The organism is Amycolatopsis thailandensis, from assembly GCF_042723255.1.
Classification (GTDB): domain Bacteria; phylum Actinomycetota; class Actinomycetes; order Mycobacteriales; family Pseudonocardiaceae; genus Amycolatopsis; species Amycolatopsis thailandensis.
This window is the reverse complement of sequence record NZ_JBHXJK010000013.1, coordinates 40,173-66,190: the sequence shown is the minus strand read 5'-3', so window position 1 is coordinate 66,190 and position 26,018 is coordinate 40,173. Positions and strand designations below refer to the sequence as shown.

General features: G+C 68.3%; 18 protein-coding genes. 7 read left to right on the top strand and 11 right to left on the bottom strand.

From position 1 onward, the window contains the following. Positions 1 to 95 precede the first annotated feature (95 nt). The gene (locus tag ACFWMR_RS07815) at positions 96 to 1,253 is read right to left on the bottom strand and encodes an epoxide hydrolase family protein (protein WP_093932383.1); all 1,158 of its coding nucleotides are present in this window, start codon (positions 1,251 to 1,253) and stop codon (positions 96 to 98) included. Positions 1,254 to 1,314: 61 nt separating this feature from the next. Here ACFWMR_RS07815 and ACFWMR_RS07810 point away from each other — a divergent pair, with 61 nt between their 5' ends. Further along, positions 1,315 to 2,274: a helix-turn-helix transcriptional regulator gene (locus ACFWMR_RS07810; protein WP_378377834.1), complete on the top strand. Its 960-nt coding sequence runs from the start codon at positions 1,315 to 1,317 to the stop codon at positions 2,272 to 2,274. Between the two features lie 230 nt (positions 2,275 to 2,504). Here ACFWMR_RS07810 and ACFWMR_RS07805 read toward each other — a convergent pair whose 3' ends face one another. After that, positions 2,505 to 4,163, bottom strand: coding sequence for a sulfatase-like hydrolase/transferase (locus tag ACFWMR_RS07805; protein ID WP_378377833.1), 1,659 nt, complete (start codon positions 4,161 to 4,163; stop codon positions 2,505 to 2,507). A gap of 84 nt (positions 4,164 to 4,247) precedes the next feature. Between ACFWMR_RS07805 and ACFWMR_RS07800 the strand changes: the two genes are divergently transcribed. From ACFWMR_RS07800 to htpG, 3 genes are read left to right on the top strand one after another with little or no spacing between them, the layout of a single operon-like run. Beyond that, on the top strand, positions 4,248 to 4,865 hold the full coding sequence (locus ACFWMR_RS07800) for a hypothetical protein (RefSeq protein ID WP_378377832.1): 618 nt from the start codon (positions 4,248 to 4,250) through the stop codon (positions 4,863 to 4,865). A gap of 51 nt (positions 4,866 to 4,916) precedes the next feature. After that, the gene (locus tag ACFWMR_RS07795; protein WP_378377831.1) at positions 4,917 to 6,503 is read left to right on the top strand and encodes an alkaline phosphatase D family protein; all 1,587 of its coding nucleotides are present in this window, start codon (positions 4,917 to 4,919) and stop codon (positions 6,501 to 6,503) included. 29 nt (positions 6,504 to 6,532) lie between these two features. After that, entirely contained in the window at positions 6,533 to 8,398 is a 1,866-nt protein-coding gene (gene htpG, locus ACFWMR_RS07790) for a molecular chaperone HtpG (protein WP_378377830.1), read from the top strand. A 68-nt stretch (positions 8,399 to 8,466) separates the two neighbouring features. Here the strand turns inward: htpG and ACFWMR_RS07785 are convergent, their stop codons facing one another. The 9 genes from ACFWMR_RS07785 to ACFWMR_RS07745 form a co-directional block, all read right to left on the bottom strand. After that, positions 8,467 to 10,545: an iron ABC transporter permease gene (locus tag ACFWMR_RS07785; protein WP_378377829.1), complete on the bottom strand. Its 2,079-nt coding sequence runs from the start codon at positions 10,543 to 10,545 to the stop codon at positions 8,467 to 8,469. After that, positions 10,545 to 11,522: an ABC transporter substrate-binding protein gene (locus tag ACFWMR_RS07780; RefSeq protein WP_378377828.1), complete on the bottom strand. Its 978-nt coding sequence runs from the start codon at positions 11,520 to 11,522 to the stop codon at positions 10,545 to 10,547. The genes ACFWMR_RS07785 and ACFWMR_RS07780 overlap by 1 nt, the downstream gene beginning before the upstream one ends. A gap of 18 nt (positions 11,523 to 11,540) precedes the next feature. After that, positions 11,541 to 12,356 (bottom strand): ABC transporter ATP-binding protein, encoded by an 816-nt coding sequence (locus ACFWMR_RS07775; protein WP_378377827.1) that lies wholly within the window; start codon positions 12,354 to 12,356, stop codon positions 11,541 to 11,543. A 72-nt stretch (positions 12,357 to 12,428) separates the two neighbouring features. Further along, on the bottom strand, positions 12,429 to 13,298 hold the full coding sequence (locus ACFWMR_RS07770; protein ID WP_208635874.1) for a metal ABC transporter permease: 870 nt from the start codon (positions 13,296 to 13,298) through the stop codon (positions 12,429 to 12,431). Then, the gene (locus ACFWMR_RS07765; protein ID WP_378377826.1) at positions 13,295 to 14,038 is read right to left on the bottom strand and encodes a metal ABC transporter ATP-binding protein; all 744 of its coding nucleotides are present in this window, start codon (positions 14,036 to 14,038) and stop codon (positions 13,295 to 13,297) included. The genes ACFWMR_RS07770 and ACFWMR_RS07765 overlap by 4 nt, the downstream gene beginning before the upstream one ends. Next, positions 14,035 to 14,949 carry a metal ABC transporter substrate-binding protein gene (locus ACFWMR_RS07760; protein WP_093932393.1) on the bottom strand — a complete coding sequence of 305 codons (915 nt, stop codon included), beginning with the start codon at positions 14,947 to 14,949 and terminating at the stop codon, positions 14,035 to 14,037. Before ACFWMR_RS07760 ends, ACFWMR_RS07765 begins: the two co-directional genes overlap by 4 nt. Positions 14,950 to 14,997: 48 nt before the next feature. Further along, entirely contained in the window at positions 14,998 to 17,097 is a 2,100-nt protein-coding gene (locus tag ACFWMR_RS07755; RefSeq protein ID WP_378275007.1) for a (Fe-S)-binding protein, read from the bottom strand. Positions 17,098 to 17,120: 23 nt separating this feature from the next. Then, the gene (locus tag ACFWMR_RS07750; protein ID WP_378377825.1) at positions 17,121 to 17,558 is read right to left on the bottom strand and encodes a hypothetical protein; all 438 of its coding nucleotides are present in this window, start codon (positions 17,556 to 17,558) and stop codon (positions 17,121 to 17,123) included. A 374-nt stretch (positions 17,559 to 17,932) separates the two neighbouring features. Then, a complete protein-coding gene (locus ACFWMR_RS07745; protein ID WP_378377824.1) occupies positions 17,933 to 18,130 on the bottom strand; it encodes a hypothetical protein in 198 nt (65 codons plus the stop codon). A gap of 92 nt (positions 18,131 to 18,222) precedes the next feature. On the opposite strand from ACFWMR_RS07745, the gene ACFWMR_RS07740 reads away from it, so the two are divergent. The 3 genes from ACFWMR_RS07740 to ACFWMR_RS07730 all read left to right on the top strand — a co-directional run bounded on the left by ACFWMR_RS07740 (position 18,223) and on the right by ACFWMR_RS07730 (position 25,714). After that, positions 18,223 to 18,807, top strand: coding sequence for a hypothetical protein (locus ACFWMR_RS07740; protein WP_378377823.1), 585 nt, complete (start codon positions 18,223 to 18,225; stop codon positions 18,805 to 18,807). Between the two features lie 80 nt (positions 18,808 to 18,887). Further along, on the top strand, positions 18,888 to 20,834 hold the full coding sequence (locus ACFWMR_RS07735) for a flotillin family protein (protein WP_378377822.1): 1,947 nt from the start codon (positions 18,888 to 18,890) through the stop codon (positions 20,832 to 20,834). Further along, positions 20,831 to 25,714 (top strand): DNA repair ATPase, encoded by a 4,884-nt coding sequence (locus ACFWMR_RS07730; protein ID WP_378377821.1) that lies wholly within the window; start codon positions 20,831 to 20,833, stop codon positions 25,712 to 25,714. The genes ACFWMR_RS07735 and ACFWMR_RS07730 overlap by 4 nt, the downstream gene beginning before the upstream one ends. Positions 25,715 to 26,018 lie beyond the last annotated feature (304 nt).

Below are 26,018 nucleotides of genomic sequence, written 5' to 3'. Positions count from 1 at the left end.
TAAATGCGGAACGCGCGGACGTCATGAAAGAGTCTTTCAAGACATTTTTTGTCCTGAAAGACTCTTTCATGACACTTGGGCAGGCCCCCGCGGGGTCAGGACAGCTTGCGGAAGAAGTCCCGGAGATCACCCAGCAGCAGGTCCGGCGCGTCCTGCGTCGCCCAGTGGCTGCCGCGGTCGAACTCCTGCCACGACACGATGTTCGCGTGGTCCCGCTCGGCGAACCGGCGCAGCGGACGGAAGTCGTAGGCGAAGCTCGCCAGCCCGGTCGGCGCGGTCGTCGGCTCGGCCGGGTGCTCGGTGTGCTTGTCCTCGTAGTAGAACCGCGCCGCCGACGCCGCCGTGTTCGTCAGCCAGTACAGCGTGGCGTTGGTGAGGACGTGGTCGTCGCTCGTGCCAGACAGCAGTTGAGCGCTCCACGCCAGCTGCCCGGTCGGAGAGTCGGCCAGGGCGTGCGCCAGGTTCTGCGGCGCGCTTTCCTGGAGCTTCGCGTAGCCGGACATGTCGTCGTTGAAGGTCTGCAGGAACTGCATGTACTCCAGCTCCTTCTCGGTCATGCCCTCGAACTCGGCCGGGTCGCCGCTCGGGAACGAGAACAGCTGCGTGACGTGCACGCCGATGACGTGCTCGGCGTCGGCACGCCCCATCTCGGGGGCGACGAACGAGCCGGCGTCGTTCCCGTGCGTGCCGTAGCGCTCGTAGCCCAGCCGACGCATCAGCTCCGCCCACGCGCGGGCCGTGCGGTACCGGTTCCAGCCCTTCTCCCGGGTGGCGCCCGAGAAACCGAAGCCGGGCAGCGACGGGATCACGACGTGGAACGCGTCGGCCGCGTCGCCGCCGTGCGCTTTCGGGTCGGTCAGCCGGTCGATCAGGTCCAAGTACTCGAAGACCGAGTTCGGCCAGCCGTGCGTGAGGATCAGCGGCGTCGCGTCCGGCTCCGGCGAGCGAACGTGCAGGAAGTGGACGTTCTGCCCGTCGATCTCGGTGGTGAACTGCGGGTACTGGTTGAGCTTCGCCTCCCACGCCCGCCAGTCGTAGCCATCGCGCCAGTAGGCGACCAGACGCTGCACGTAGTCCAAGGGCACGCCGTACTCCCAGCCCGGCGTGACCGGTCCACGCTGCACCCCGTCGGTCACCTGGTCGGCGGGCAGTTCGTTCGCCCAGCGGACCTTGGCCAGGCGGTCGGCCAGATCGTCCAATTCGGACTGCGGGATGTCGGCGCGGAAGGGTCTGATCTCTGTGTTCTCGTTCATGAGACCAAGGTAAGCTCCCATTAGGAACATCTCGTTCCTAATGGGGAGGCACGCTCGAAAAATGTTGGAAACTTCGGCAAGGCTGCTCCGTTTGCTCTCCCTCTTGCAGACTCCCCGTGACTGGACCGGCACTGAACTGGCAGAACGCCTCGAAGTGAGCTCCCGGACGGTCCGCAACGACGTCGAGCGCCTGCGCGCGCTCGGGTACCCGGTGAACGCGACCCGCGGTTCCGTCGGCGGCTACCGTCTCGGCGCCGGCGCCGACCTGCCGCCGCTGCTGCTGGACGACGAGGAGGCCGTCGCCGTCGCGATAGGACTCCGCACGGCGGCAGGCGGCACCATCGCGGGAGTCGAGGAGACGTCGCTGCGCGCGCTCGCGAAACTGGAGCAGGTGCTCCCGTCGAGGCTGAGACGTCGCGTGAACGCCTTGCAGGCGTACACGATCCCCGTGCCGAGGGACGATCCCGGCCCGCGCGTCGACGCGAAGACGCTCACCGTGCTGACGGCCTGCTGCCGGGATCACGAGGTGCTGCGGTTCGGCTACCGGAGCCATGACGGCTCCGAGAGTGTCCGCAAGGTCGAGCCGTACCGCCTGGTGAACTGGGGACGCCGCTGGTATCTGGTCGCGTGGGACCTCGACCGCGGCGACTGGCGCACCTACCGCGTCGACAGGCTGAACCCGCGCGTCCCGATCGGCCCCCGCTTCACCCCGCGTGACCTGCCCGAGGACGTCACGGACCGGGTGCGGCGCGGGGTCTCGGCCGCGGCTTGGCGATACCGGGCCGACGTCGTCGTGCACGCGTCCGCCGAGGAGGTGTCCGCGCGGATCAACCCGGCCGTCGGCACGGTGGAGGCCGTCGACGCGAGCACCTGCGTGCTGCACACCGGCGCCGACAGCATCGAGACGCTGGCCGTCCACCTTGGACTGCTCGGTCACCCCTTCCGGGCCACCGAACCCCCGCAATTGGTCGACTACCTGCGCGAGCTGGCCGACCGGTATCGCGACGCGACCCGCGTTTAGTCGGCTAAATGCGGTGTGTGGTCGCACCGTCTCGCACGCTGGGCGGTGTGGTGGTTTCCGGTGTTGTGCGGGTCGCTTTCGGGAGGTGTTGTGAAAGTCGCTTTCACAACGCTGAAGGTTGCGAAAGTGGCTTTCACAACACCTCCCGCAGGCCGCACGCTCGCCTGCGGCGGCGGGAAGCTCTCGGAGGGGCGCGGGAGACCCGCGTTTAGTCCTCTGAACGCGGGGGATCAGTGGGCGAAGGTGGTCAGGAACCGGTCCCGGAACGTGTCCATTCGCGACACCGGCGCGTTCCGGTCCGGGTACAGGCCGTCCTGCCAGTCCCATCCGGCGACCTTGTCGAGCACGGCCTTGTCCCGCGTGACGACGCTGATCGGCACGTCGCGATCCGCGCCCGCGCCGGCGACGATCGGGTTCGGCTGGTGGTCGCCCAGGAACACGAGCACGAGGTCGTCGCCCCCGTACGTCTCCACGTACGAGATGAGCGAGTTCAGCGAATACGCGATCGAGTCGCCGTACGCGCCGCGCACCTTGGCGGGGTCGGTGAACACCTCGTCGGGCGTTTTCCCTTGCGAGGGCATGGGGTTGTAGACCGAACCGTCGCCGACGGCCGTCCAGTCGACCAGGCGGGGGAGCGGCGTCCACGGCCAGTGACTGGTGACGAGGTCGATCTCCGCCATCAGCGGCGGATGTTCCCGCGCGCGCTCGGCGCGCTGGAAAGCCGAAAGCGTGAACTGGTCCGGCATCGTGGCGTAGGAGAACGGCGGGCCGTGATACCCGATGGTCCGTGAGTCGTAGTAGCGGTCGTAGCCGTAGACCTTGCCCTCCGGCCAGTCCTCCGTATGCGCGGGCACGACGCCGACGGTCTGCCAGCCCGCGCGTTTGAAGGCGCCGCCGAGGGTGAACCGGTCGGTCTTCACGAAGTCGTCGTAGCGGTGCTGACTGTCGACCCAGACCCCGGACTGGAGCGTGGAGTGCGCCAGCCAGCTTCCCGCGCTCGTCGTCGGCGAGGTCAGGAACGCGCTGCGCGAGCCGTACCCCGCGCTCTTCAGCCGCGCGGTCCCGGCGTCGAGGACCGCGCCGACCTTGGGCGCGATGTCGGAGTCCTGCACGGCCACCCGCCCGTAGCTCTCGATGAAGGTGAACAGGACGTCCTTGCCGCGCAACGCGTTCAGCAGACCGGACGACGGCGTGTCGCGGAAGGAGTCGGCGGCGACTTCCGCGGCGAAGGCCTCCCGATCGCGGATACCGGCCCGCACCTGGCGGAGGTCTTCGTAGGCGAAAGCGGCCGCGCTGCGCGACGCGAACGGCTGACCCGGGGCGAGCTGCGCGCCGGACACCGCGCACCCGATCCAGACCACGCCGAGCACAGCGGTCACCCTGGTCGACGCGGTGCGCCTGCCCACCACCACCCGGCTCAGCCGCAGCGTCGCCAGCCCCATCAGCACGATCACGACGACGGCCAGCAGCGTCAGCCCGAGGAACGACGCGATCGCCCCCGCCCGGCCGATCGACGTGCCGAGGAGGTCGACGCCGTTGCCGAGGACGCCCCAGTCGAAGACCGGGTCGAACCGCCGGTTCAGCGCGAGCCCGAAGCCGATGTCGATGGCCTTGACGACGGTCAGGAGCCCGAGGACCGCGCCCGCGGACACCGCGACGATCCGCCGGGCGCCGTCGCGCAGCACGAGGACGAGACCCACCCCGAGCAGCGCCTCCACCGGCAGCCGTACGAACGCCTCGGATCCGAGCCCGTCGAGGTCCTTCGGCGCGAGCAGGGCGAACAACACGAGGACGGCGGACAGCGTGGTCACCGCGCTGGACGCGATTTCGCGGGCGGCCGTCCGGTCGCCCGGCAGGCCCACCAGGGCGGGGCGTGGGAAAACCGACAACGCACGTTCCTTCCGCCGGGACAGCCTTCACCGGGTTACACGGAGTGCGGGTCCCGGCGGTTCAAAGGTCGGTAGTCTGCGCCGGTGAGTGATGAGATCTGGGCGGCCCTCGGTGCGACGACCCTCGACGAGGTGCGGCGACGCGCCGCGATCATCGACGCGGTCACCGAGATCGAGCCGGTCGAGGTGGACGGCGCGGAGCGATTCGCCTGGAACGACGGTGGCGGGCAGTCGGCCGTCTGGTACTTCACGCCGGACAAGCACGCGCTGCTGCTGACCTTCGACCACGAGTCGGCGTTGAACCTGTTCGCCGAGGGGACCTACGCGGAGCAGGTGGCGCTCTACGGCGGTGTCCCCGAGCACCTCGTCCGGCTGGTGCGCGACCGCCCGGAGAACTACGAGTCCCTCAACATCGTCGACGAGGACACGGGAGCCACGATCCTCTACGCCGGTGGCGTGTTCTGGTTCGACGGCGAGCGGTGGGCGCAGGCCGAAGGCTTCGTGGAGCACTGCCGCCGGGAAGGCTTCGACGCGTTCGGCGAGTCGGGGTTCACCTACTGCCTCGGCGACTACCAGTTCGGCGAGGAGTTCTCCCCCGAGGCGATCGTCGAAGCCCGCGCCGAGGACAGCTACTACGAAGACGACGCCGAACGGCGGAAGAACCTGGCCGAGATCAAGGAGATCTTCGCCAGGCTCGGCTGAGGGGAACCGCTCAGCGCACGATCTTCGCCCGGCTGTGGCACCGTTTCAGGAATGAGTCTGCGCCTGGGACCCCTGTTGAGACACGTCGACGCGACATCGGCGACGGTGTGGGTCGAGACCGACACCGCGAGTGAGGTCGAAGTCCTCGGCACGACCGCCCGCACCTTCGAGATCCGGGGCCATCACTACGCGTTGCTCGTGCTGACCGGCCTCGAACCCGGCTCGTGCCTCGAATACGAAGTGCGCGTGGACGGTGAAAAGGTGTGGCCGCTGGAGGATTCCGCGTTCCCGCCGAGCCGGATCCGGACGCTGCCCGAGGAGGAATCACGGGTGCGGCTCGTGTTCGGCTCCTGCCGGAAACCCCACGAAGACGACGCCCTGGGCCCGGACGCGCTGGCCGCGTACGCCCGCCGGATGGCCGTGGGCGAGGAAACCGAATGGCCGCAGGCGCTGCTGATGCTCGGCGATCAGGTCTACGCCGACGAGACCACCGACGAGACCCAGGAATGGCTGGCCCGCCGTCGCGACACATCGGAGCCGCCGGGGACCGAGGTCAAGGATTTCGAGGAGTACACCCACCTCTACTTCGAGGCCTGGGGCGAACCGGCGATCCGCTGGCTGTTGTCCACCGTGCCGACGTCGATGATCTTCGACGACCACGACGTCCGCGACGACTGGAACACCTCCTACACCTGGCAGCAGCAGATGCGTGCCCAGCCGTGGTGGAAGGAGCGCCTGCGCGGCGCGATCATGACCTACTGGGTCTATCAGCACCTCGGGAATCTCGGCCCCGCGGAACTCGCCGAGGACGAAACCTTCCAGAAGGCCATCACCTCCGGCGGGGACAACGCCGACCTGCTCACCGCGTACGCCGACGAGGCCGACAACGAACGCGACGGCACCAAGGGCGCGCGCTGGAGTTATCGCCGTGACTTCGGCGGTGTGCGGCTGCTGGTCATCGACAGCCGGGCGGGCCGGATCCTCGCGGGCGGCACCCGGTCGATGGTCGACGACGACGAGTTCGACTGGATCGAGGAGAACGCCGCCGCGCCGTGCGATCACCTGCTCATCGGCTCCTCGCTGCCGTGGCTGCTGCCCCCGGTCATCTCGCACCTGCAGTCGCTCAACGAGCGCGCCTGCAACCGCCCCGGGTGGCGCGGCAGGCTCGCGGAGAAGATCCGCCAGGCGGGCGACCTCGAACACTGGGCGGCGTTCCGGGCGTCGTTCGAGCGGCTGTCCGCGATGATCGCCCGCGAGGGGCGGCGCGACGAACCGCCCGCCACCATCGCGGTGCTCTCGGGCGACGTCCACCACGCCTACATCGCCGAGGCGCGCTATCCCGAACCGGTGACGTCGTCGGTCTTCCAGCTCACCTGCTCGCCGGTGCACAACGCGATGCCGCGCCCGCTCCGGCTCGCCTTCGCCGCCACCTGGTCGTCCTCGGTGGCGTCGCTCGCCCGCCGCTGGGCGACGCGCGGCGGTGTCGGACCCGATCCGCTCGCCTGGTCCAAGCTGTCCGGCCCGCATTTCGGCAACGTCATCTCCACGGTCGAGGCCGAGGGCCGATCCGCCGTCACCACGATCGAACAGGCCACCGAAGACGGGCTCGTCGAGGTGGCCAGGCAGAGGCTGGCTTGAGCGGCTCCCGCGCTCGGTAATATCGGCGCGTGACCACCTCTGCCGAAACACTCGAGTTCCAGTCGGAGGCACGTCAGCTGCTTCAGCTGATGATCCACTCGATCTACTCGAACAAGGACACCTTCCTGCGGGAACTGGTGTCCAACGCCTCCGACGCACTGGACAAACTCCGCCTCGAAGCGTTCCGCGACAAGGAACTCCAGGCGGATACCGACGATCTCCACATCGAGATCGACACCGACCCCGAAAACCGCACCCTCACCGTGCGGGACAACGGAATCGGGATGAGCCGGGACGACGTCGTCGCGTTGATCGGCACGATCGCGAAATCCGGCACCGCCGAATTCCTGAGGAAGCTGAAGGAAACGAAGGATTCCGCGGCCTCGCAGGATCTGATCGGCCAATTCGGCATCGGTTTCTACGCCAGCTTCATGGTGGCCGACAAGGTCACGCTGCTGACGCGCCGCGCGGGATCGGACGAGGGCGTCCGGTGGGAGTCCGAAGGCGAAGGCACGTACACCATCGAGACGGTCCCGGACCTGCCGCAGGGCACGTCGGTCGTCCTGCACCTCAAGCCCGAGGACGCCGAAGACCAGCTCTTCGACTACACCTCGGCGACCAAGATCAAGCAGATCGTCAAGAAGTACTCGGACTTCATCACCTGGCCGATCCGGATGACCGAGGGCGAAGAGACCGCCACGGTCAACTCGATGAAGGCGCTGTGGGCCCGTTCCTCCAGCGACGTCACCGAAGACGAGTACAACGAGTTCTACAAGCACGTCGCGCACGACTGGAACGACCCGCTGGAGACGATCCGGCTCCAGGCCGAGGGCACCTTCGAGTACCAGGCGCTGCTGTTCCTGCCGGGGCACGCGCCGCTGGACCTGTTCATGCGGGAGCGCAAGCGCGGTGTCCAGCTGTACGTGAAGCGCGTCTTCATCATGGACGACTGCGAAGCGCTGATGCCGGAGTACCTGCGCTTCGTGAAGGGCGTCGTCGACGCGCAGGACCTCTCGCTCAACGTCTCGCGCGAGATCCTCCAGCAGGACAGGCAGATCCAGCTGATCCGCCGTCGCCTGGTGAAGAAGGTCCTCTCGACCGTCAAGACCCTGATGGCCGACGAGAACCCGTACAAGTACGAGACGTTCTGGAAGGAGTTCGGCCGCGCCGTCAAGGAAGGCCTGCTGGACGACCACGAGAACCGCACCGCGATCCTCGACATCTGCTCGTTCGCTTCGACGAATGACCCGGAGAAGCTGACTTCGCTGCGCGAGTACGTCGAGCGGATGAAGGACGGCCAGGAGCACATCTACTACCTGACCGGCGAGTCGCGGCAGAGCATCGAGAACTCCCCGCATCTGGAAGCCTTCCAGGCCAAGGGCTACGAGGTGCTCGTGCTCACCGACCCGATCGACGAGATGTGGGTCGACGCCGTCTCCGGGTACGAGGAGAAGCAGTTCCAGTCGGTCGCGAAGGGCGAGGTCGAACTCGACGACGACACCACCGACGAGCAGAAGGAAGAGTTCTCCGGCCTGCTGACCTGGCTGACGACGACGCTGTCGGAGCAGGTCAAGGAGGTCCGGCTCTCGTCGCGGCTGACGACGTCGCCCGCCTGCATCGTCGGCGACACGAACGACGTCACCCCGACGCTGGAGAAGATGTACCGCGCGATGGGCCAGGAAATGCCGCAGATCAAGCGGATCCTGGAACTCAACCCGGGCCACCCGCTGGTCGCCGGGCTGCGGTCCTCGTTCGCCGACAAGGGTGAGTCCGAGGGGCTCGCGGAGACCGCGGAGCTGCTCTACGGCATGGCTCTGCTGGCCGAGGGCGGGGAACTGGGCGACCCCGCCCGCTTCACCAAACTCCTCGCGACCCACCTGCAGAAGACCCTGTAGTCCGGTCCGAAGTACATGAAGGCCCCCTTCCTTGCGCCTAGGTACAGGAAGGGGGCCTTCATGTACTGCTACGGCCGGGTCCGCCAGAGCACCAGCACGAAGTAGGGCGTCCCGACCATGGCGATGACCAGGCCGGCCGGGATCTGGGCCGGCGCGATGACCGTCCGCCCCAGGGTGTCCGCGACGCTCACCAGCACCGCCCCGAGCGCCGCGGCCACCGGGACGACCCGGCCGTGCCGCCCGCCGACCAGCGACCGCGCCAGATGCGGCGCGACCAGGCCGACGAACGCGACGACACCGATCGCGGACACCGCGGTGGCCGCCAGGATCCCGGAAGCTCCGAGCACCAGCAGCCGCGACCGTTCGATGCGCATCCCGAGCACCCGCGGCGTGTCCTCGTCGAGGGCGTGCAGGTCGAGCTCGCGGTGCTTGACCCACAGCAACGGCGTCAGCGCGACGAGCGCCAGCGCCACCGGCGCGACCTGCTCCAGCGTGCGGCCGTAGGTCGACCCCGAAAGCCAGGTCAGCGCCTTGGCCGAGTTCCACGGGTCGGAGACCACGATCAGCAGCGTGATCAGCGCCATCCCGGCCGACCAGACCGCGATGCCGATGATCACCAGCCGGTCCGAATCCAGCCCCGATCGCCACGCGAGCCCGTAGACCAGCACGAACACGATGGTCGCGCCGAGACCGGCGGCACCGGCGATCGCCCACGCGCCGACCGCGGGGACGATGGTGATCAGCGTGATCGCGCCGAGCCCGGCACCCGCGGTGATGCCGAGCAGACCCGGTTCGGCGAGCGGGTTGCGGCTGACCGACTGGATCCCGCAGCCGGACACCGCCAGCGCGGCACCGGCGAGCAACGCGGCCAGCACCCGCGGAAGTCGTTGGTCCAGCACGAAAGTGAGCGCGGTCCCGGTGTTGCCGGTCACCCAGTTCGCGAGGTCGCCGAGCAGCACCACGCGGTCGCCCAGCATCAGCCCGACGACCGGGACGACGACGAGCAGCACGACCAGAACGGCGGAGATCGTCACGAGCCGTCGCGTCGATCCGGCGACCCCGACGCGTCCCGCCGGAGCCGGACGGCGCGAGCCACTGGCCCGGCCGCGCCGCGCCAGCCACACCATCACGACGGCGCCGATGATCGTGGTCACCACCCCCGTCGGCACGCGCACGGCGGCGGCCGAGCCCATGATCGCCCGCAGGACGACGTCGGCGCCGAGCACCGTCACCACGCCGACCAGCCCGGACACCGGCAGCAGCGCGCGGTGCTTGGCGATCGGCAGCAGCAGTTTCGTGATCACCGGCGCGCTGAGCCCGACGAACCCGACCGGCCCGGCGACGGTCACCGCGGCCGCGGTCAGCGCGACGGTCAGCACGATAGCGCCGACCCGCGTCCGGCGGACCCGGAGGCCGAGCACGGTCGCGTTGTCGTCGCCGAGGGCGAGGATGTCGAGTTTGCGGCCCATCGCGATGAGCGCCACCACGGCGATCACCACGATCGGCGTCATCTGGCCGGTCGCGCGCAGGTCGGACACCGTCAGCGAACCGCTGCCCCAGGCGAACAGCCCGGACGTCTCCTGCTCGAACATGAGCAGCATCAGGATGGTGACCGACTGCAGCGCCAGCAGCACCGCGGAGCCGACGAGCACCAGCCGCGGACTCGCGGATCCGCCGCCCGCCAGGCCCAGCACGATGACGGCCGCCGCGAGCCCGCCCACGAACGCCGCGCCGCCGACCGGGACGAGCGGCAGCGAGAGCCCGAACGCGGAGATGGCGACCACGGCGAAATGCGCGCCCGCGTTGACCGCGAGCGTGTCGGGCGAGGCGAGCGGGTTCCGCGCCACGGACTGCATCCCCGCGCCCGCGACGCCGAGCGAGATCCCGAGCAGCAACGCGGCGAGCAGCCGGGGGACGCGCGAACCCTCCAGTACGGCAAGGGTTTGCGCGTCCCCGTGCCCGAAGATCGCCTTCACCACGTCCAGCGGCCCGGACGTCGAAGTGCCCTGGGTCAGGTGGATGCCGGCCAGGACGGCGATCAGCACCACCAGTCCCGCCGACACCACCGCGGTGCGGACCGTCTGCGGCGACCGCACTGTTTCGACGAGTCCTCGGCGGTGAGAAGTACCTCGGACCTTGGTGGTCATCAGGCGGTGACGGCCTTCACGATCTGGTCGGCGGTCATGATGACCGACTTCGGGCCGCCGAAGGTCCACGTGCCGGACTCCAGCTTGTGGATCTTCTTGGACACCACGAACGGCAGCCGCTGGTAGACGGCGTTCTGCGCGAGCCCTGTGGTGAAGACGTCCTCTTCGGACGCGCTGTAGAACAGCACGGTCTTCGGGTCGGTGATCGCGGTCAGGCCCTCGACGTCGGTCTGGCCGAGACCCCACTGCGGGTCGACCTTGCCGGTCCAGACGTTCTTGAGGCCGACGGCCTCGGCGGTGTCGGAGACCAGGGAGCCCTTGCCGAACGGGCGGATGCTGACGGTGCTGCCTTCGAGGTAGCCGTCGGCCATCAGGAACGGGGTGCCCGCGGCGCCCTTGCCCTCGACGGCCTTCTTGCCCTCGGCGAGTTTGGCGTCCATTTCGGACAGTTGCTTGTCCGCCTCGGCCTCCTTGCCGACCGTCTTGGCGATCAGCTTGAAGTCCTCGCGCAGCCGGTCGAAGTTCCGGGCCGCGTCACTGGACTTGGTGACCACGACCGGCACGTACTTCTCGATCTGCGGCACAAGGGTCGAGTCACGCTCGTCGGCGATGATGACGACGTCGGGGTTCAGCCCGACGATCGCGTCGACGCTGGGCTCGTTGCGCTTGCCGACGTCCTTGACCTCGGCGGCCAGCGGAACCGCCTTGTCCCAGACGTTGTAGCCCGCGACGTCCGCGGCGCCGACCGGCATGACACCGAGCGAGGCGACCATCTCGGCCTCGCCCCATTCGAGCGCGACGACGCGCTTGGCGGGGGCCTTGAGGTTGACGGCCTTGCCGCGCGCGTCGGTCACCGTGACCGGGCCGCTCGCGGCGGCGGATTCGCCCGGCGCGGCCGCCGTGTTCTCGGTGGTGCCGCAGGCGGACAGCAGCAGGGCCGTCGCCGCGACGACGGCGGCGGTGCTCAGCAAACGCATGGGTTCTTCCTGGTTTTCTCAGGCGGGCCTGGGCGAATGCCGCCCGAGTGGCCTGCAGTGGATCGCGCCCGTCACCGGGTCGTTCGCGACGTGGACGGTGACGCCGTAGGCCTGGGAGAGGTGCTCGGTGGTGAGCACCTGCCCGATGTCACCCGTGGCCACGATGGTTCCCTCGCACAGCAGCACGACCTCGTCGGCGATGATCGCCGCGTGGTCGAGGTCGTGCAGCACCACGCCGACCGCGACGCCTTCGTTGGCCAGATCGCGGACGACGTCGAGGATCTCGACCTGATAGCGCAGGTCGAGATGGTTGGTGGGCTCGTCGAGCAGCAGCACGGAGGTCTGCTGGGCGAGACAGGACGCGAGCCAGACGCGCTGGAGTTCGCCGCCGGACAGTTCGTCGACGCCGCGTTCGGCCATCGGGGTCACGCCGGTCAGTTCCATCGCGCGGCGGATCGCGGCGGCGCCGTCGGCGTCGACCCCGCGCCAGCCCGAGCGGTACGGGTACCGGCCGTAGGAGACGACGTCGCGCACGGACACCCCGCTCGGGGTGGGCCGGTGCTGGGTCAGCAGCGTGACCTGACGGGCGAACTCCTTGCCGGACAACGCGTTCCCGCCCCAGACGGCGCGTTCGCCGAGCTGGACGCTGCCTTCGCGGGGCTTGTGCAGCCGCGCCAGCGAACGCAGGAGAGTCGACTTGCCGGAGCCGTTCGGCCCGACCAGCGCGGTCACCGTGCCGGCGCGCAGCGACAGGGACACGCCGTCCACCACGGCCCGCTCTTGGTGCGCGAGCACCAGGTCATGGCCGGTGAGCAGCGCGTCTTCCGTAGACATGAGGGGAGCCTAACCTAAGGCTGAGCCCTTACCCATGTCGCGAGAGACACAGAGCGCGGGGTGATTGTCCGGTTACCCGGCCCGCGCGACTTCCCGCCGTCGCTTGGCCAGCCGCTTCCCGACGATCCCGTGGCGCGGCCCGAACAGGTACACCAGCGTGAACCCGGCGCCCTGGACCAGCACGATCATCCCGCCGGACGCGGTGTCGAGGTGGTAGCTCAGGTACAGCCCGGCCACCGCCGCGAGCACCGAGAACGACGGCGCGATCACGAGCATCCGGCCGAACCTGTCGGTCAGCAGGTACGCCGTCGCGCCGGGGATGATCAGCATCGCCACCACCAGGATCACGCCGACCACCTGCAAGGCCACCACCGCGGTCAGCGCCAGCAGCCCGAGCAGCGCGGCGCCGAGCACGCGCGGGTTCAGCCCGATGGCGTGCGCGTGCGTGGGGTCGAAGGCGTACAAGGTGAAGTCGCGGCGTTTGAGCACCAGCAGGGTGAGCGTGATCGCGCCCAGGACGCCGATCTGGATCAGGTCCGAGGTGTCGACGCCGAGCAGGTTGCCGAAGATGATGTGGTTCAGGTCGGTCTGACTCGGCGTCACCGAGATCAGCACGAGGCCGAGCGCGAACAGCGTGGTGAACACGATGCCGATCGCGGCGTCCTCCTTGACGCGGCTGGTGTCGCGGACGACGCCGATCAGCGCGACGGCGAGGAAACCGAACACGACGGCGCCCAGCGCGAACGGCGCGCCGAGGACGTACGCGAGCACGACGCCGGGCAGTACCGCGTGCGAGACCGCGTCGCCCATCAGCGACCAGCCGATCAGCACCAGCCAGCACGAGAGCACCGCGCAGACCGCGGACGCGATGACCGTGGAAGCCAGCGCCCGCACCATGAAGTCGTAGCTCAGCGGTTCGAGGAACAGGTCGTAGAGACTCACGCGGGTTCCTCTTCCCGTTGCAGGACATCGAGTCCGAAGGCCAGTGCGAGGTTCTCGGGCCGGAGCACCTCGCCGGGGGAGCCGTGCGCGAGCACCTTGCGCATCAGCAGGATCGCTTCGTCGGCGAGACCGGGCAGCGCGTGCAGATCGTGGGTGGAGATCAGGACCGCGGCGCCGTCGGCCGCGAGTTCCTTGAGCAGCCGGGTGATCGTGGCCTCGGACCGCTTGTCGACGCCCGCGAACGGCTCGTCCAGCAGGAGAACACGGGCGCCCTGGGCGATGCCGCGCGCGACGAACGCGCGTTTGCGCTGCCCGCCGGACAACTGGCCGATCTGCCGTCCGGCGAGTTCGGTCAGCTCGACCCGCTCCAGCGCCTGCTCGACGGCCTCGTGGTCGGCTCGCCGCGGCCTCCGGGTGAAGCCGAGACGTCCGTAGCGGCCCGTCATCACGACGTCCCGTACCGACAGCGGGAACGACCAGTCGACGTCCTCGCTCTGGGGCACGTAACCGATCGCGCCGGTCTTGCGGGCCAGCGCGGGTGTGCCGCCGTCGACCGAGACCGTGCCGGTGTCCGGGCGGACCATGCCCATGATCGTCTTGAACAGCGTCGACTTGCCGGAGCCGTTCATCCCGACCAGCCCGCAGACGTGCCCGTGTTCGAGCGTGACGTCGACACCGTCGAGGGCGAGGACGTCGCCGTAGTGGACGGTGACGCCTTCGACGCGGATCGCGGCGGTCACGGCTTCGCTCCGGTGAGGGCGGCCACGATCGTCTTCGCGTCGTGGCGGATGAGGTCGAGATACGTCGGCACCGGACCTTCGGGGCCGGACAGGGAATCGACGTAGAGGACGCCGCCGAAAGCGGCACCGGTCGCGGACACGACCTGGCGCATCGGCGCGTCGGAGACGGTCGACTCGCAGAACACCGCGGGGACCTTGTTCTCCTTGACGAACCCGATCGCGCGGGTGATCTGCTGGGGCGTGGCCTGCTGTTCGGCGTTGACCGCCCAGATGTAGCGCTCGGTGAGGCCGGCGTCGCGCGCGAGGTAGGAGAAGGCACCCTCGCAGGTGACCAGCGCGCGCTCGTTCTTCGGCAGCCCGCTCAGCGCGCCGGTCATCTCGTCCTGGACCGCTTGCAGTTTCGCCTTGTACGCGTCGCCATTGGCCTTGAACACGGCGGCGTCACCGGAGGAGACCTCGCTGAACGCCTTCACCATGTTGTCGACGTAGATCCCGACGTTCTTCGGCGACATCCACGCGTGCGGATTCGGCTTGCCCTGATAGGAGTCCTCGCCGATGGCGATGGGCTGGACACCTTCGCTGACCACCTTGTGCGGCGCGTCGCTCTCCTTGACGAACCGGGCGAACCACGCCTCCAGGTTCAGCCCGTTGTCGAGGATCAGGTCCGCCTTCGCCGCCTTCTTGATGTCGTCCGGGGTGGGCTCGTAGCCATGGATTTCGGCGCCGGGCTTGGTGATCGACTCGACCCTGAGCTTGTCACCGGCGACGTTCGCCGCGACGTCCGCCAAGACCGTGAACGTGGTCAGCACCACGGGCCTCTTGTCGTCCGCGCCGCCTGCCGGGCCTCCGCACGCGGAAAGGACGAGCGCCGACGCGGCCAGCCCGCAGACGGCCTTGAACAGATTCGCCATCCCATGAGTCTAGAGTTCGGTGCGCCGAACTTCCAACTCCCGTGTGCCTTAAATCTCGGTAGCAGTCCGGTCTCGCTCTTTCACGGACTCCAGCAGGAGCTGGGAGACGTCGCGCACGGTGACATTCTGACCACGCTGCTCGCTTTGCCGCTGCACGAGGCCGTCGTTCAGCATCACGCGGCAGAACGGGCAGCCGGTGACGATGGTTTCGGCGTCCGTGCCGAGGGCCTCGTCGACGCGTTCGAGGTTGATGCGCTTGCCGATCTGCTCCTCCATCCACATCCGCGCGCCACCGGCGCCACAGCACAGTGAGCGGTCGGCGTGGCGGGGCATCTCGCTCAGGGTGGCGCCGGTCGCGCCGACGAGTTCGCGTGGCGGCTCGTAGACCTTGTTGTGGCGGCCGAGGTAGCACGGATCGTGGTAGGTCACCGGGCCCGCGTCGACCGGTTTGACCGGCGTCAGCTTCTTGGCCCGGACGAGCCGGTTCAGCAATTGCGTGTGGTGCAGGACCTCGTAGTTCCCGTCCAGCTGCGGGTACTCGCGGCCGAGTGTGTTCAGGCAGTGCGGGCAGGTGGTGACGATCTTGCGCGTGCCCGGTTCGCGGCCTTCGAACACCGCGTTCAGCGTCTCGACGGTCTGCTGCGCGAGCATCTGGAAGAGGAACTCGTTGCCGGACCGGCGGGCCGGGTCGCCGGTGCAGGACTCGTCGGTGCCGAGGATCGTGTACTTGACCCCGGCGAGATGCAGGAGCTCCGCGGTGGCGCGGACGGTCTTGCGGGCGTTGTCGTCGAAAGCGCCCGCGCAGCCGACCCAGTAGACGTACTCGACGTCTTCGGCGAGTTCGCCGTCGAAGATCGGCACCTCGAAGTCGAGGTCCTTCGTCCAGGCGAGCCGGTCGGAATTGTTCTGGCCCCAGGGGTTCCCCTTGGTCTCCAGGTTCTTGAACAGCACGCCGAGTTCGCTGGGGAACGCGGACTCGATCATCACCTGGTAGCGGCGCATGTCGACGATGTGGTCGACGTGCTCGATGTCCACCGGGCACTGCTCGACGCACGCGCCGCAGGACGTGCACGACCAGAGGACGTCGGGATCGATCACGCCGTTGTCCTCTTTGGTGCCGACGAGCGGGCGTTCCTCGGGCGCCTCCTTGCCGTCCAGGATGTACGGCGCGCTTTCGAAGAGGTGGTCACGCAGATCCATGATCATAAGCTTGGGGGACAAGGGTTTCCCGGTGTTCCACGCTGGGCACTGCGACTGGCAGCGGCCACATTCGGTGCACGTGGCGAAGTCGAGCATGCCCTTCCAGGTGAAGTCCTCGATCTTGCCGCGACCGAAGGTGTCGTCCTCGCCCGGATCCTCGAAGTCGATCGGCTTGCCGCCGGACTCCATCGGCAGCAGCGGGCCGAGCGCGTCCGGGAGCCGTTTGGCGGTGACGTTGACCGGCGCCAGGAAGATGTGGAGGTGCTTGGAGTAGAGCACGATCGACAGGAACGCCAGCATCACACCGATGTGCAGCAGCAAGCCGACGGTCTCCAGCGGTTCGGTGACCGCGAGGCCCAGCGGTTCCAGGAGTTCCCCGACGCCGAGGGAAACCCACGCGCCCGATTCGTATGGGAAGACGCCGACCGCCGCCGACGCGCCGCGGAAGAGGAACATCGTCCAGATCACGTTGAAGATCATGAACAGGATCAGCCAGGCGCCACCGGTGTGCGACCCGAAGAAGCGCGACGCGCGGTCCTTTCGTTCGGGCGCCTGGCGGATCCGGATGACCGCGAAGACCCCGAGCGAGACGAGCACCGCGACCGCGATGAAGTCCTGCAGGAAGCCCAAAACCGCCCAGTGCCCGATGAGCGGGATGTGGAAATCGTGGTCGAACAGGGCGCCGTACGCCTCGACGTAGACCGACCCGAGGATCACGAAACCCCAGAACGTGAACAGATGCGCGAGCCCGGGGACGGACCACTTGAGCAGCTTGCGCTGTCCGAAGACCTCGGCCAGATGCGTTTTCGCGCGGACGGCCATGACGTCGGAGCGTTTCTCGTCCGGCTGACCGGAGCGGATCAGTCTGGCGAGCCAGGCGGCGCGGCGGGCGGCGAAGGCGAGGCCGGCGACGGTGATGAGGAGACCGAGGATGAGACGAACGAGCACGAGTCCTCCGGGGGAGAATCGGCTCAGTGAGAGCCGGTGTAGTACCGGCACGCCTTGCAGGCGTACCGCATTTTGGCCACTCGCCACCGTTTTCGGTAGGCCTCGAGATGGCCCGGCCGTGGCGGATGCACGCCGAGCCGGTGGTGACGACGGATCCGTCGTCCCGCTTCGAAGAGTTCGGTCGCCAGGCCGAGATAGGCGCGCCTGAGCGCGATGCCCGGTTCCTCGGCGAGGTTGTCCCGGCAGAATCGGTGCAGGAGCGCGAGATCCGGCAGTCCGGGCGTTGTCGGGCCAGGGAGGTGCTCGACAACGCCGAGCCCGGGATGTCCGGGGGGAACGGAGAATCGGGCGGGTAGTCCACAATGGACGCAGGTGAGCGTGCAGCTCAGGCATCGGGTGACATGGCGGATCCGCCGTTCGCGCTGACCCTCGTCGATCGTCTCGCGAACGTGCCAACCCAAGGGAGCCTCCAAGACCGTGGTGTGTCCTGTGTCACTCTCAATACTGGAGAGTAGGGCTCGCTCGTGTGCTGCGACAGGTCCAACCGGATGGCATCCGGACGGCCGGTCGGCGTAACGCCGCGCGCCCGGCCGCGCACCGATCCCGCGTGATCAGACCCGGAACTCGCGTGATCGAAGCCGTCACCCGCGTGCTTGGAGGCGGAACTCGCGTGCTTGAGGGCGGATCTCATGAGTTCCGGCTCCAAACACGCGAGTCACGGCTCCAAACACGCGAGTTCCGCCTCCGATCACGCGAGTTCCGCCTTCCGTGCGGTCGCTCGCGATCACTGTGCCGCGCCGGTGGTTTCGCGTGACTGGCCGGACGACACGTGTGATCAGATGGACGACACGCGTGATCCGATGGACGGCACGTGCGCGGTCGGGTCCTGCCGCGAGCCGTCCGTCTGGACACGCGTGTCGTCCGTCCAGTCACGCGTGACCGCCGAATCGGTACCGGCACCCTTGCCCAGGCCTTCGGGTACTTCGGCATTCAGCGGGCTGAACGCGGTGAGTGACCGCGCACGCTTCCGCACACCGTGACCCACTCGTAGCCGAAAACGGCCCGCCCGGCGTCACGCGCTGGTTATAGTCCTGACCCGGGGTAATGGGGGAGGGAACGACGGCGATGGGCGGGTTCGTCACCGCGGCTCTGGGGTTTCCGGCCGTGCTCTTCAGCTTCCTGCTGATCGTGGTGATCGGCTACTGGCTGCTGGCACTGTTCGGCGGGATCGACACCGACGGTTTCGACGGCGGCGACGGGCTCCTGGCGGGCTTCGGCGGGGTCCCGCTGTCCATTTCGCTCTCTCTGCTGATCGCATTCACCTGGTTCGCCAGCCTGGCAGGAACGGTTCTACTCGATGACTTGGAGCTTTCGACACCATCGAGGATCGGGTTCGGGGTCGGCGTGCTCGCCGTCGCGCTCGTCCTCGGAACACTCGGGACGAGGGTGATCGTGGTGCCACTGCGCCGGGTATTCGGCCCCGCGAAGGAGCCGAGCAGGCGGGACTTCGTCGGTCGCGCCGCCGTCATCCGCACCTCGTCGGTGACACACGACTTCGGCCAGGCCGAGGTCGCCGCCGCCGACGGGTCGACGGCCATTGTGGACGTTCGGCAGGCGGGCCGAGGCAACCTGACGGCGGGCAGCCGCGTAGTTCTCTATGACTACGACTCCGAAGGCGAGTTCTTCTGGGTCGAGTCCTTGGACATCTGAAGCAGAAAAGGAACACTATGGGTGCCATCAGCGTGGGGGCCGGCGTTCTGATCGCCGTGATAGTTGTCATCCTCCTGGTCTTGCTCTTCACGATCACCAGGTTGTTCAAAAAGGTGCCGCAGGGGAAGGCACTGATCATCTCGAAGGTCCGTCGCGTCGACGTGACGTTCACCGGCGCGATCGTCCTGCCGGTGCTGCACAAGGCCGAGATCATGGACACCTCGGTCAAGGCGATGGAGATCACCCGCACCGGCCGTGAAGGCCTGATCTGCCGGGACAACATCCGCGCCGACATCCGGATCTCGTTCTTCGTCCGGGTCAACAAGACCGTCGAGGACGTCATCAAGGTCGCGCAGGCGATCGGCACCGAACGCGCGAGCCACGAGGCGACGCTGCAGGAACTGTTCAACGCCAAGTTCTCCGAGGCGCTGAAGACCGTCGGCAAGCAGCTGGACTTCGTGGACCTCTACACCAAACGCCACGAATTCCGCGACCAGATCATCCGCGTCATCGGCACCGACCTCAACGGGTACAGCCTGGAGGACGCGGCCATCGACTACCTCGAGCAGACGCCGATGGCGCAGCTCGACTCCGCGAACATCCTCGACGCGCAGGGTATCCGCAAGATCACCGAGCTGACCGCGATCGAGCACGTGCGCACCAACGAGTTCCGCCGCGGTGAGGAAAAAGAGATCACCCGCCAGAACGTGGACGCCCGCGAGGCGATCCTCGAACTGGAGCGGCGGCAGGCCGACGCCGAGATCAAGCAGCGCCGCGAGGTCGAGACCATGCGGGCGCGCGAAGAGGCCGAGATCGCCAAGGTCCAGGCGGAGGAGCGGCTCAAGTCGCAAGCGGCCGATCTGCGCACGGACGAGCAGCTCGGTGTCCAGCACCAGAACCAGCAGCGTGAGATCGAGGTCGCGGGCAAGAACCGCGAGCGCGTGATCGCCATCGAGAGCGAGCGCATCGAGAAGGACCGTCTGCTGGAGGTCATCGGCCGCGAACGCGAGACCGAACTGTCCCGCATCGCCAAGGACAAGGAAGTCGAGACCGAGAAGCGGTCCATCGCCGAGGTGATCCGCGAGCGGATCGCGGTCGAGAAGACCGTGGCGGAGCAGGAAGAGAACATCAAGAAGCTCCGCGTCGTCGAAGAGGCGGAGCGTCAGCGCTCGGCCACCATCATCCGGGCCGAGGCGGAGGCCCAGGAGAACCTCGTCAAGGACATCAAGGCCGCGGAAGCCGCCGAGGCGGCCGCCAAGCACAAGGCCCGCGAGGAACTGATGCTGGCCGAGGCGCGTCAGCAGGCCGCCGAGCTGGAGACCCGCGCGAAGATCCGTCTCGCGGAGGGCATCCAGGCCGAGGAGGCCGCTGTCGGCCTCGCCGCGGCGCAGGTCAAGGAACGCGACGCCGACGCGCTGGAGAAGGTCGGCCGCGCCGAGGCGATCGTCGAACGCGAGAAGGCGATCGTGCTCGCCGACGCGATGCGCGACAAGCTCAAGGGCGAGGCCGAAGGTCTCACCGAGAAGGCCGCCGCGATGGCCGCCCTCGACAGCGCCAGCCGCGAGCACGAGGAGTACCGCCTGCGTCTGGAGGCCGAGAAGGAGATCCGGCTCGCCGCGCTCAACGTGCAGCGCGAGGTCGCCGAGGCGCAGGCCACGGTGCTGGGCATCGGGCTGGAGAAGGCCGACATCGACATCGTCGGCGGCGAGACGATGTTCTTCGAGAAGGTCATCGGCTCGATCGGGCTCGGCAAGAGCGTGGACGGGTTCGTCGAGCACTCGGACGTCGTCCAGACGCTGGGGAAGTCGTGGCTCGACGGTTCGGGCAGCTTCACCGACGACATCGGCAAGCTGCTCGGTTCGGTGAGCACTGAGGACGTGAAGAACCTGACGCTGTCGGCCTTCCTGGCCAAGCAGCTGCAGGCGGGCGGCCCGGACAGCGGCAAGGTGCAGGAGCTGCTGGCCATGGCGCAGCGGCTCGGCCTCGCCGACAAGTCCGTCGCCGCCCTCGCCCCCGCGAAGCAGTGACGGCGACCGAACCGGCGGCAGGAACGGAGCAGCTGGACGCGGGCACCTACGAGGTGCTCCGCGCCCGGCTCGCCGCACAGGCCGCCGAACTGGCGAAACGCGCGGACGAACTCAACACCGCGCGGCTCGGGGTCTTCGGCAGCGCGCAGCTCGCGCTGATCGGCACGGAGCGGATCCGCACCGCGAACAACTGCGTGCCGCGCGACGTCGTGTCGGTCGGCGGGCGGATGTTGTTCGGCTACAACGTCTTCATCGGTCTCAAGCCCGAGACGACGGTCGACGACGTCTTCTCGCTCCACGGCTTCAGTCATGACGACGAGGCTTTCCGCTTCGACGACGTGCCGGCCGAAGAGCTGCCGGGTTTGCTGCGCGACGAGCAGTTCGTCCGCGATTTCGCCGAGCTGTACCGGTACTACCGGCAGGCGAAGCTGCTTCAACTGCGCCGGGTCGAGGGCAAACTGCTCGCGGTGTTCCAGATCGGGCCGCGGACCGAGGACATCCGCGTGCTGCGCTGGGGCATCGCCGCCGACGGCAAACCGTCCTATGTGGACAGTCGGGGCGAACGCGACCACGTCTTCCCGCCGTCGCACGACTTCGAATGGATCGAGACCAGCCGCGAGCAGCACGTTCTCGGCAGGCATCCGCACATCTCGATCGAGGACGAGGTGTTCGTCGAGACCGTCGGCGGCAACCTGACGATCAAGGTCGAGAACAACACCGAGACCGGCGAGGGCGTCTACTCCGAGCCGGTCGAGGAACCGCTGCAGAGCCTGGCGGACGCCGAAGTGTCCTACGCCAGGATCGGCCCGCTCATCCTGCTGCGGATGCTGCCGTACAAGGAGACCGAGCACCGGTACCTGGTGTTCAACACCCGCACCCGGGACGTGGTACGCCTCGACGGGATCGGGCAGGCGTGCCAGCGGCTGCCCGAGGACCACGGCATCATCTTCCCCGGCGGGTACTACCTCGACACGGGCATCAGCAAGACGTTCGACACCACGGTGGACGAGCTCGAATTCGAGCGGGTGATCCGATCGCCCAACGGGGAGGACGTGCTCTACGTCTTTCACGCGCGGGCCGAGGGCCGCTCGCTTCTCCTGCCGTACAACGTGATCCGCAAAGAGGTCTCGAACCCGATCCCGTGCCACGGGTACTCGCTGTTCGACGACGGCACGATGGTGCTGTTCCGCGCGCTGTCCGACGAGCCGAGCCGGGTGCACCCGATGCAGGTGTGGCGGACGCCGTTCCAATCGGACACGTACGCCGCGTCGCAGCCGGCCGGGACCGGACCGCTGGAGCGGGTCGGCAACGCCGATCTGGTCCGCGGGATCTCCGATTGTCTTTCCATCGGCCGGATGGTCGGCGAGATGGCGCCGTCGGCGGCGGTGTTCGAGGCGTTGATCGCCGCGTGCGCGCGGGTTTTCGATCACTACCACTGGCTCGGCGAGGCCGAACTCGGTGATCTGCGGTCGCCGCTTTCGGACGTCCGGGTCACCGCGGAGCAGGTGCTCGACGAGTTCGAGACGGTCACCTCGCTCACCGCGCAGGCTGCCGAAGCCGTCGAAGAGGCGGCCGCGGAAACCGCGTCGCTCGTGCGGAAGGTGCGCGGCGAGGCATTGAACGCGGCCGACGCGTGGGTGCGCAGGCTCGCCGAAATGCACCGCGCGCGAGGACATCTCGTCACCGTGCGGGAACTGCGGTACGCCGACACCGACCGCGTCGACAAGGTGATCGCCGACCTGGACACGGAGTTCGGCGAGGCCGCGCAACGGGCCGTCCGGTTCCTCCAGGGCGAGGACGCGTTCACCGGCTATCACGCCGAGGTCGACAGGCTGATCGAGGCCGCGGGCGCGATCTCCACCGTCGCGGAGGCGGTCCCGGTCGCCGAGCAGCTGGACGAGCAGTCCGGCGGGCTCGAAGTCCTCACCGACGTCGTCGGCGGGCTGGAGATCGCGGACGCCGTGGTGCGGACGAAGATCCTCGAACGCGTCGGCGAGGTCATCGGCGCGGTCAACCGGGCTCGGGCCACCCTCGACGCGCGGCGCAAGGAACTGCTGGAGACCGAGGGTCGGGCGGAGTTCGCGGCCGAGTTCGCGCTGCTCGCGCAGGCCATCACCGGCGGGCTCGCGGTCGCGGACACCCCGGACCGCTGCGACGAGCAACTGGGCAGGTTGCTGCTACAGCTGGAAAACCTCGAATCGCGGTTCGGCGAGTTCGACGACTTCCTGGTTTCGCTGGGGGAGAAGCGCACTGACGTCTACGAGGCGTTCTCCTCGCGCAAGCAGGCTTTGCTCGACGAGCGGGCGCGTCGCGCGGACAGGCTGGTCGATTCGGCCGGGCGGATCCTGACGAGTGTCACCCGCCGCGTTGGCACGCTCGGGTCGGTCGACGAGATCAACACCTACTTCGCGTCCGATCCGATGGTCGCGAAGCTGCGCAGCGTCGTCGCCGAACTGCGTGACCTCGGCGACCAGGTCCGCGCGGAAGAGCTCGAAGGCCGGGTCAAGGCCGCTCGCCAGGAAGCCGGCCGCGCCCTGCGCGACAGGCTCGACCTCTACGGCGAGGGCGGCGAGACGATCCGCCTCGGCCGCAACACCTTCGCGGTCAACACGCAGGACATCGACCTCACCCTGGTGCCGCACGACGGCGGGATGAAGTTCGCGATCACCGGGACCGACTACCGCTCGCCCGTGCGGGACGAGTCGTTCGAGGCGACGCGGCCGTACTGGGATCAGCTGCTGGTCTCGGAGTCGCCCGAGGTCTATCGCGCCGAGTACCTGGCGACGTCGATCCTGGACGAGCAGCCGGATCTGCAAGAGACCGATCTGCTGGACGTCGTCCGGCGCGTCGCGGGAGACCGCTACGACGAGGGTTACGCGCGCGGCGTGCACGACCACGACGCCGCCGCGATCCTGGCCGCGCTGGTGCGCCTGCGTTCCGCCGCCGGATTGCTGCGGTACCCGCCCGCCGCGCGGGCTGCCGCTCAGCTGTTCTGGGCTTTCGGTGCCGAAGAGGCGGCGAAGTCCGCGTGGACGACGCGCGCCGCGTCGCTCGCGCGAGTGCGGGAGGCGTTCGGCCACACGACGGCGATCGACTCGCTGGCGGGTGAGTTCGCCGAGGCGATGGCCGCGTTCGCCACGTCGTCCGGGTTGACGCTGGACCTCGAATTCGCCGGTGAGTACCTGTTCGAGGAACTCGCCGACGCCTCGCCGGGCTTCGTCACCAGCGGTGGCGCGCGCACGTTGCTCGACAAGTTCCGGCTCGACCGCCGCAGCTTCGCCGAAGACCTTCGTGCCCTCGAAGACCTCGCGGACCGTCACCAGCTCGCCGAAGCCTGGCTTTCGTCCTTCGTGGACTCCGCTGGGATTCCGGGTGACGAGCTGGCGGAGGCCGTCGCGATGGAACTCGCCGATCTGCCGCGCTATGAGTCCTCGGCGGAACTCGCGGCCACTGTGGACGGTCTGCTCGGCGCGCACCCCCGTATCGTCAACAGGTCCCTGACCCTGCGACTCGACGAGACGCTGGCGAGGACGCGGCGGTTCCGGCGCGACCGGGTGCCGGGTTTCCGGGCGTATCAACGGCAGCGCAACGAACTGGTGGCCGCGGAGCGGGACAGGCTGCGGCTGGCCGAGTACAAGCCGAAGGTGATGAGCGCCTTCGTGCGCAACAGGCTGCTCGACGAGGTCTATTTGCCGTTGATCGGCGACAACCTCGCCAAGCAGCTCGGCGCGACCGGCGATGCCCGGCGCACCGACCAGTCCGGTCTGCTGCTGTTGATCTCACCGCCCGGGTACGGCAAGACGACGCTCATGGAGTACGTCGCGAGCCGTCTGGGGCTGGTGTTCGTCAAGGTGAACGGGCCGGCGCTCGGGCACGAGGTCACGTCGGTGGATCCGGCGGACGCGCCCAACGCGACCGCGCGGCAGGAGGTCGAGAAGATCTCGTTCGCCCTGGAGCAGGGCAACAACGTTCTGCTGTATCTGGACGACATCCAGCACACTTCGCCGGAACTGCTGCAGAAGTTCATTTCGCTGTGCGACGCGCAGCGGCGGATGGAAGGTGTCTGGGAGGGCCGGACACGGACGTACGACCTGCGCGGCAAGCGGTTCGCGGTCTGCATGGCCGGTAACCCGTACACCGAGCAGGGCAAGCGGTTCCGGATCCCGGACATGCTCGCCAACCGCGCGGACGTGTGGAACCTCGGCGATGTGCTTTCGGGTAAGGAAGAGCTGTTCGCGCTGAGCTACATCGAGAACTCGCTCACCTCGAACACCGTGCTGGCGCCGTTGGTCTCGCGGGAACGGTCCGATGTGGACGTTCTCGTGCGGCTGGCCCGCGGCGACGGTTCGGTGCGGGCGGATCAGCTGAAGCACTCGTACTCGGCGACCGAACTGGAGCAGATCCTCGCCGTGCTGCGGAAATTGATCCAGGTGCAGCGGATCGTCCTGAAGAACAACCAGGCGTACATCGCTTCGGCCGCGCAGGCGGACGCGTCCCGGGTCGAACCGCCGTTCCAGCTGCAGGGCTCGTACCGGAACATGAACAAGCTCGCCGGCCGGATCGTTCCCGCGATGAACGACGCCGAACTCGAGGCGCTGATCGACGACCACTACGCCGGCGAAGCGCAGACGCTCACCTCGGGCGCGGAAGCGAACCTGCTGAAGCTGGCCGAATTGCGCGGGCGCCTGACCACCTCGGAGGCGCAGCGGTGGGCGGACGTGAAGGCGGCGTACCTGCGGGCGCAGGCGCTCGGCGGGGACGACGAGGACCCGATGAGCCGGGCGGTCGGCGCCATGGGCCTGCTGGCGGATCGGGTCGGTGCGGTCGAGGCGGCTATCGAGCGGGCTTCGGAGCGGATGGTCGTTCGGGATGTGATGTAAGGCGGCTGCGGGCGTTGCGGGGCGTTGCCGGAAATCGGCAATGCCCTGCGGTGCCTCTTGTCGCCGGGTATCGGGGATGCCTGGTGTTGAGCGGGTGTCGTTGCCGAAAAACGGCAACATCTTGCGATGTCTCACCTCGCCGGGAAGCGGCAACGCTTGGTGTTGAGCGGTTGTCCGGAACCGGCGTCCTTGCCGAAAACGGCAGTGCCTTGTTGTGTCTCTCGTTGTCGGATATCGGGGCGCGTGGTGTCGAGCGGGTATCCGGGACCGGTGTCCTTGCCGAAACGGCAACGTCTTGCAATGT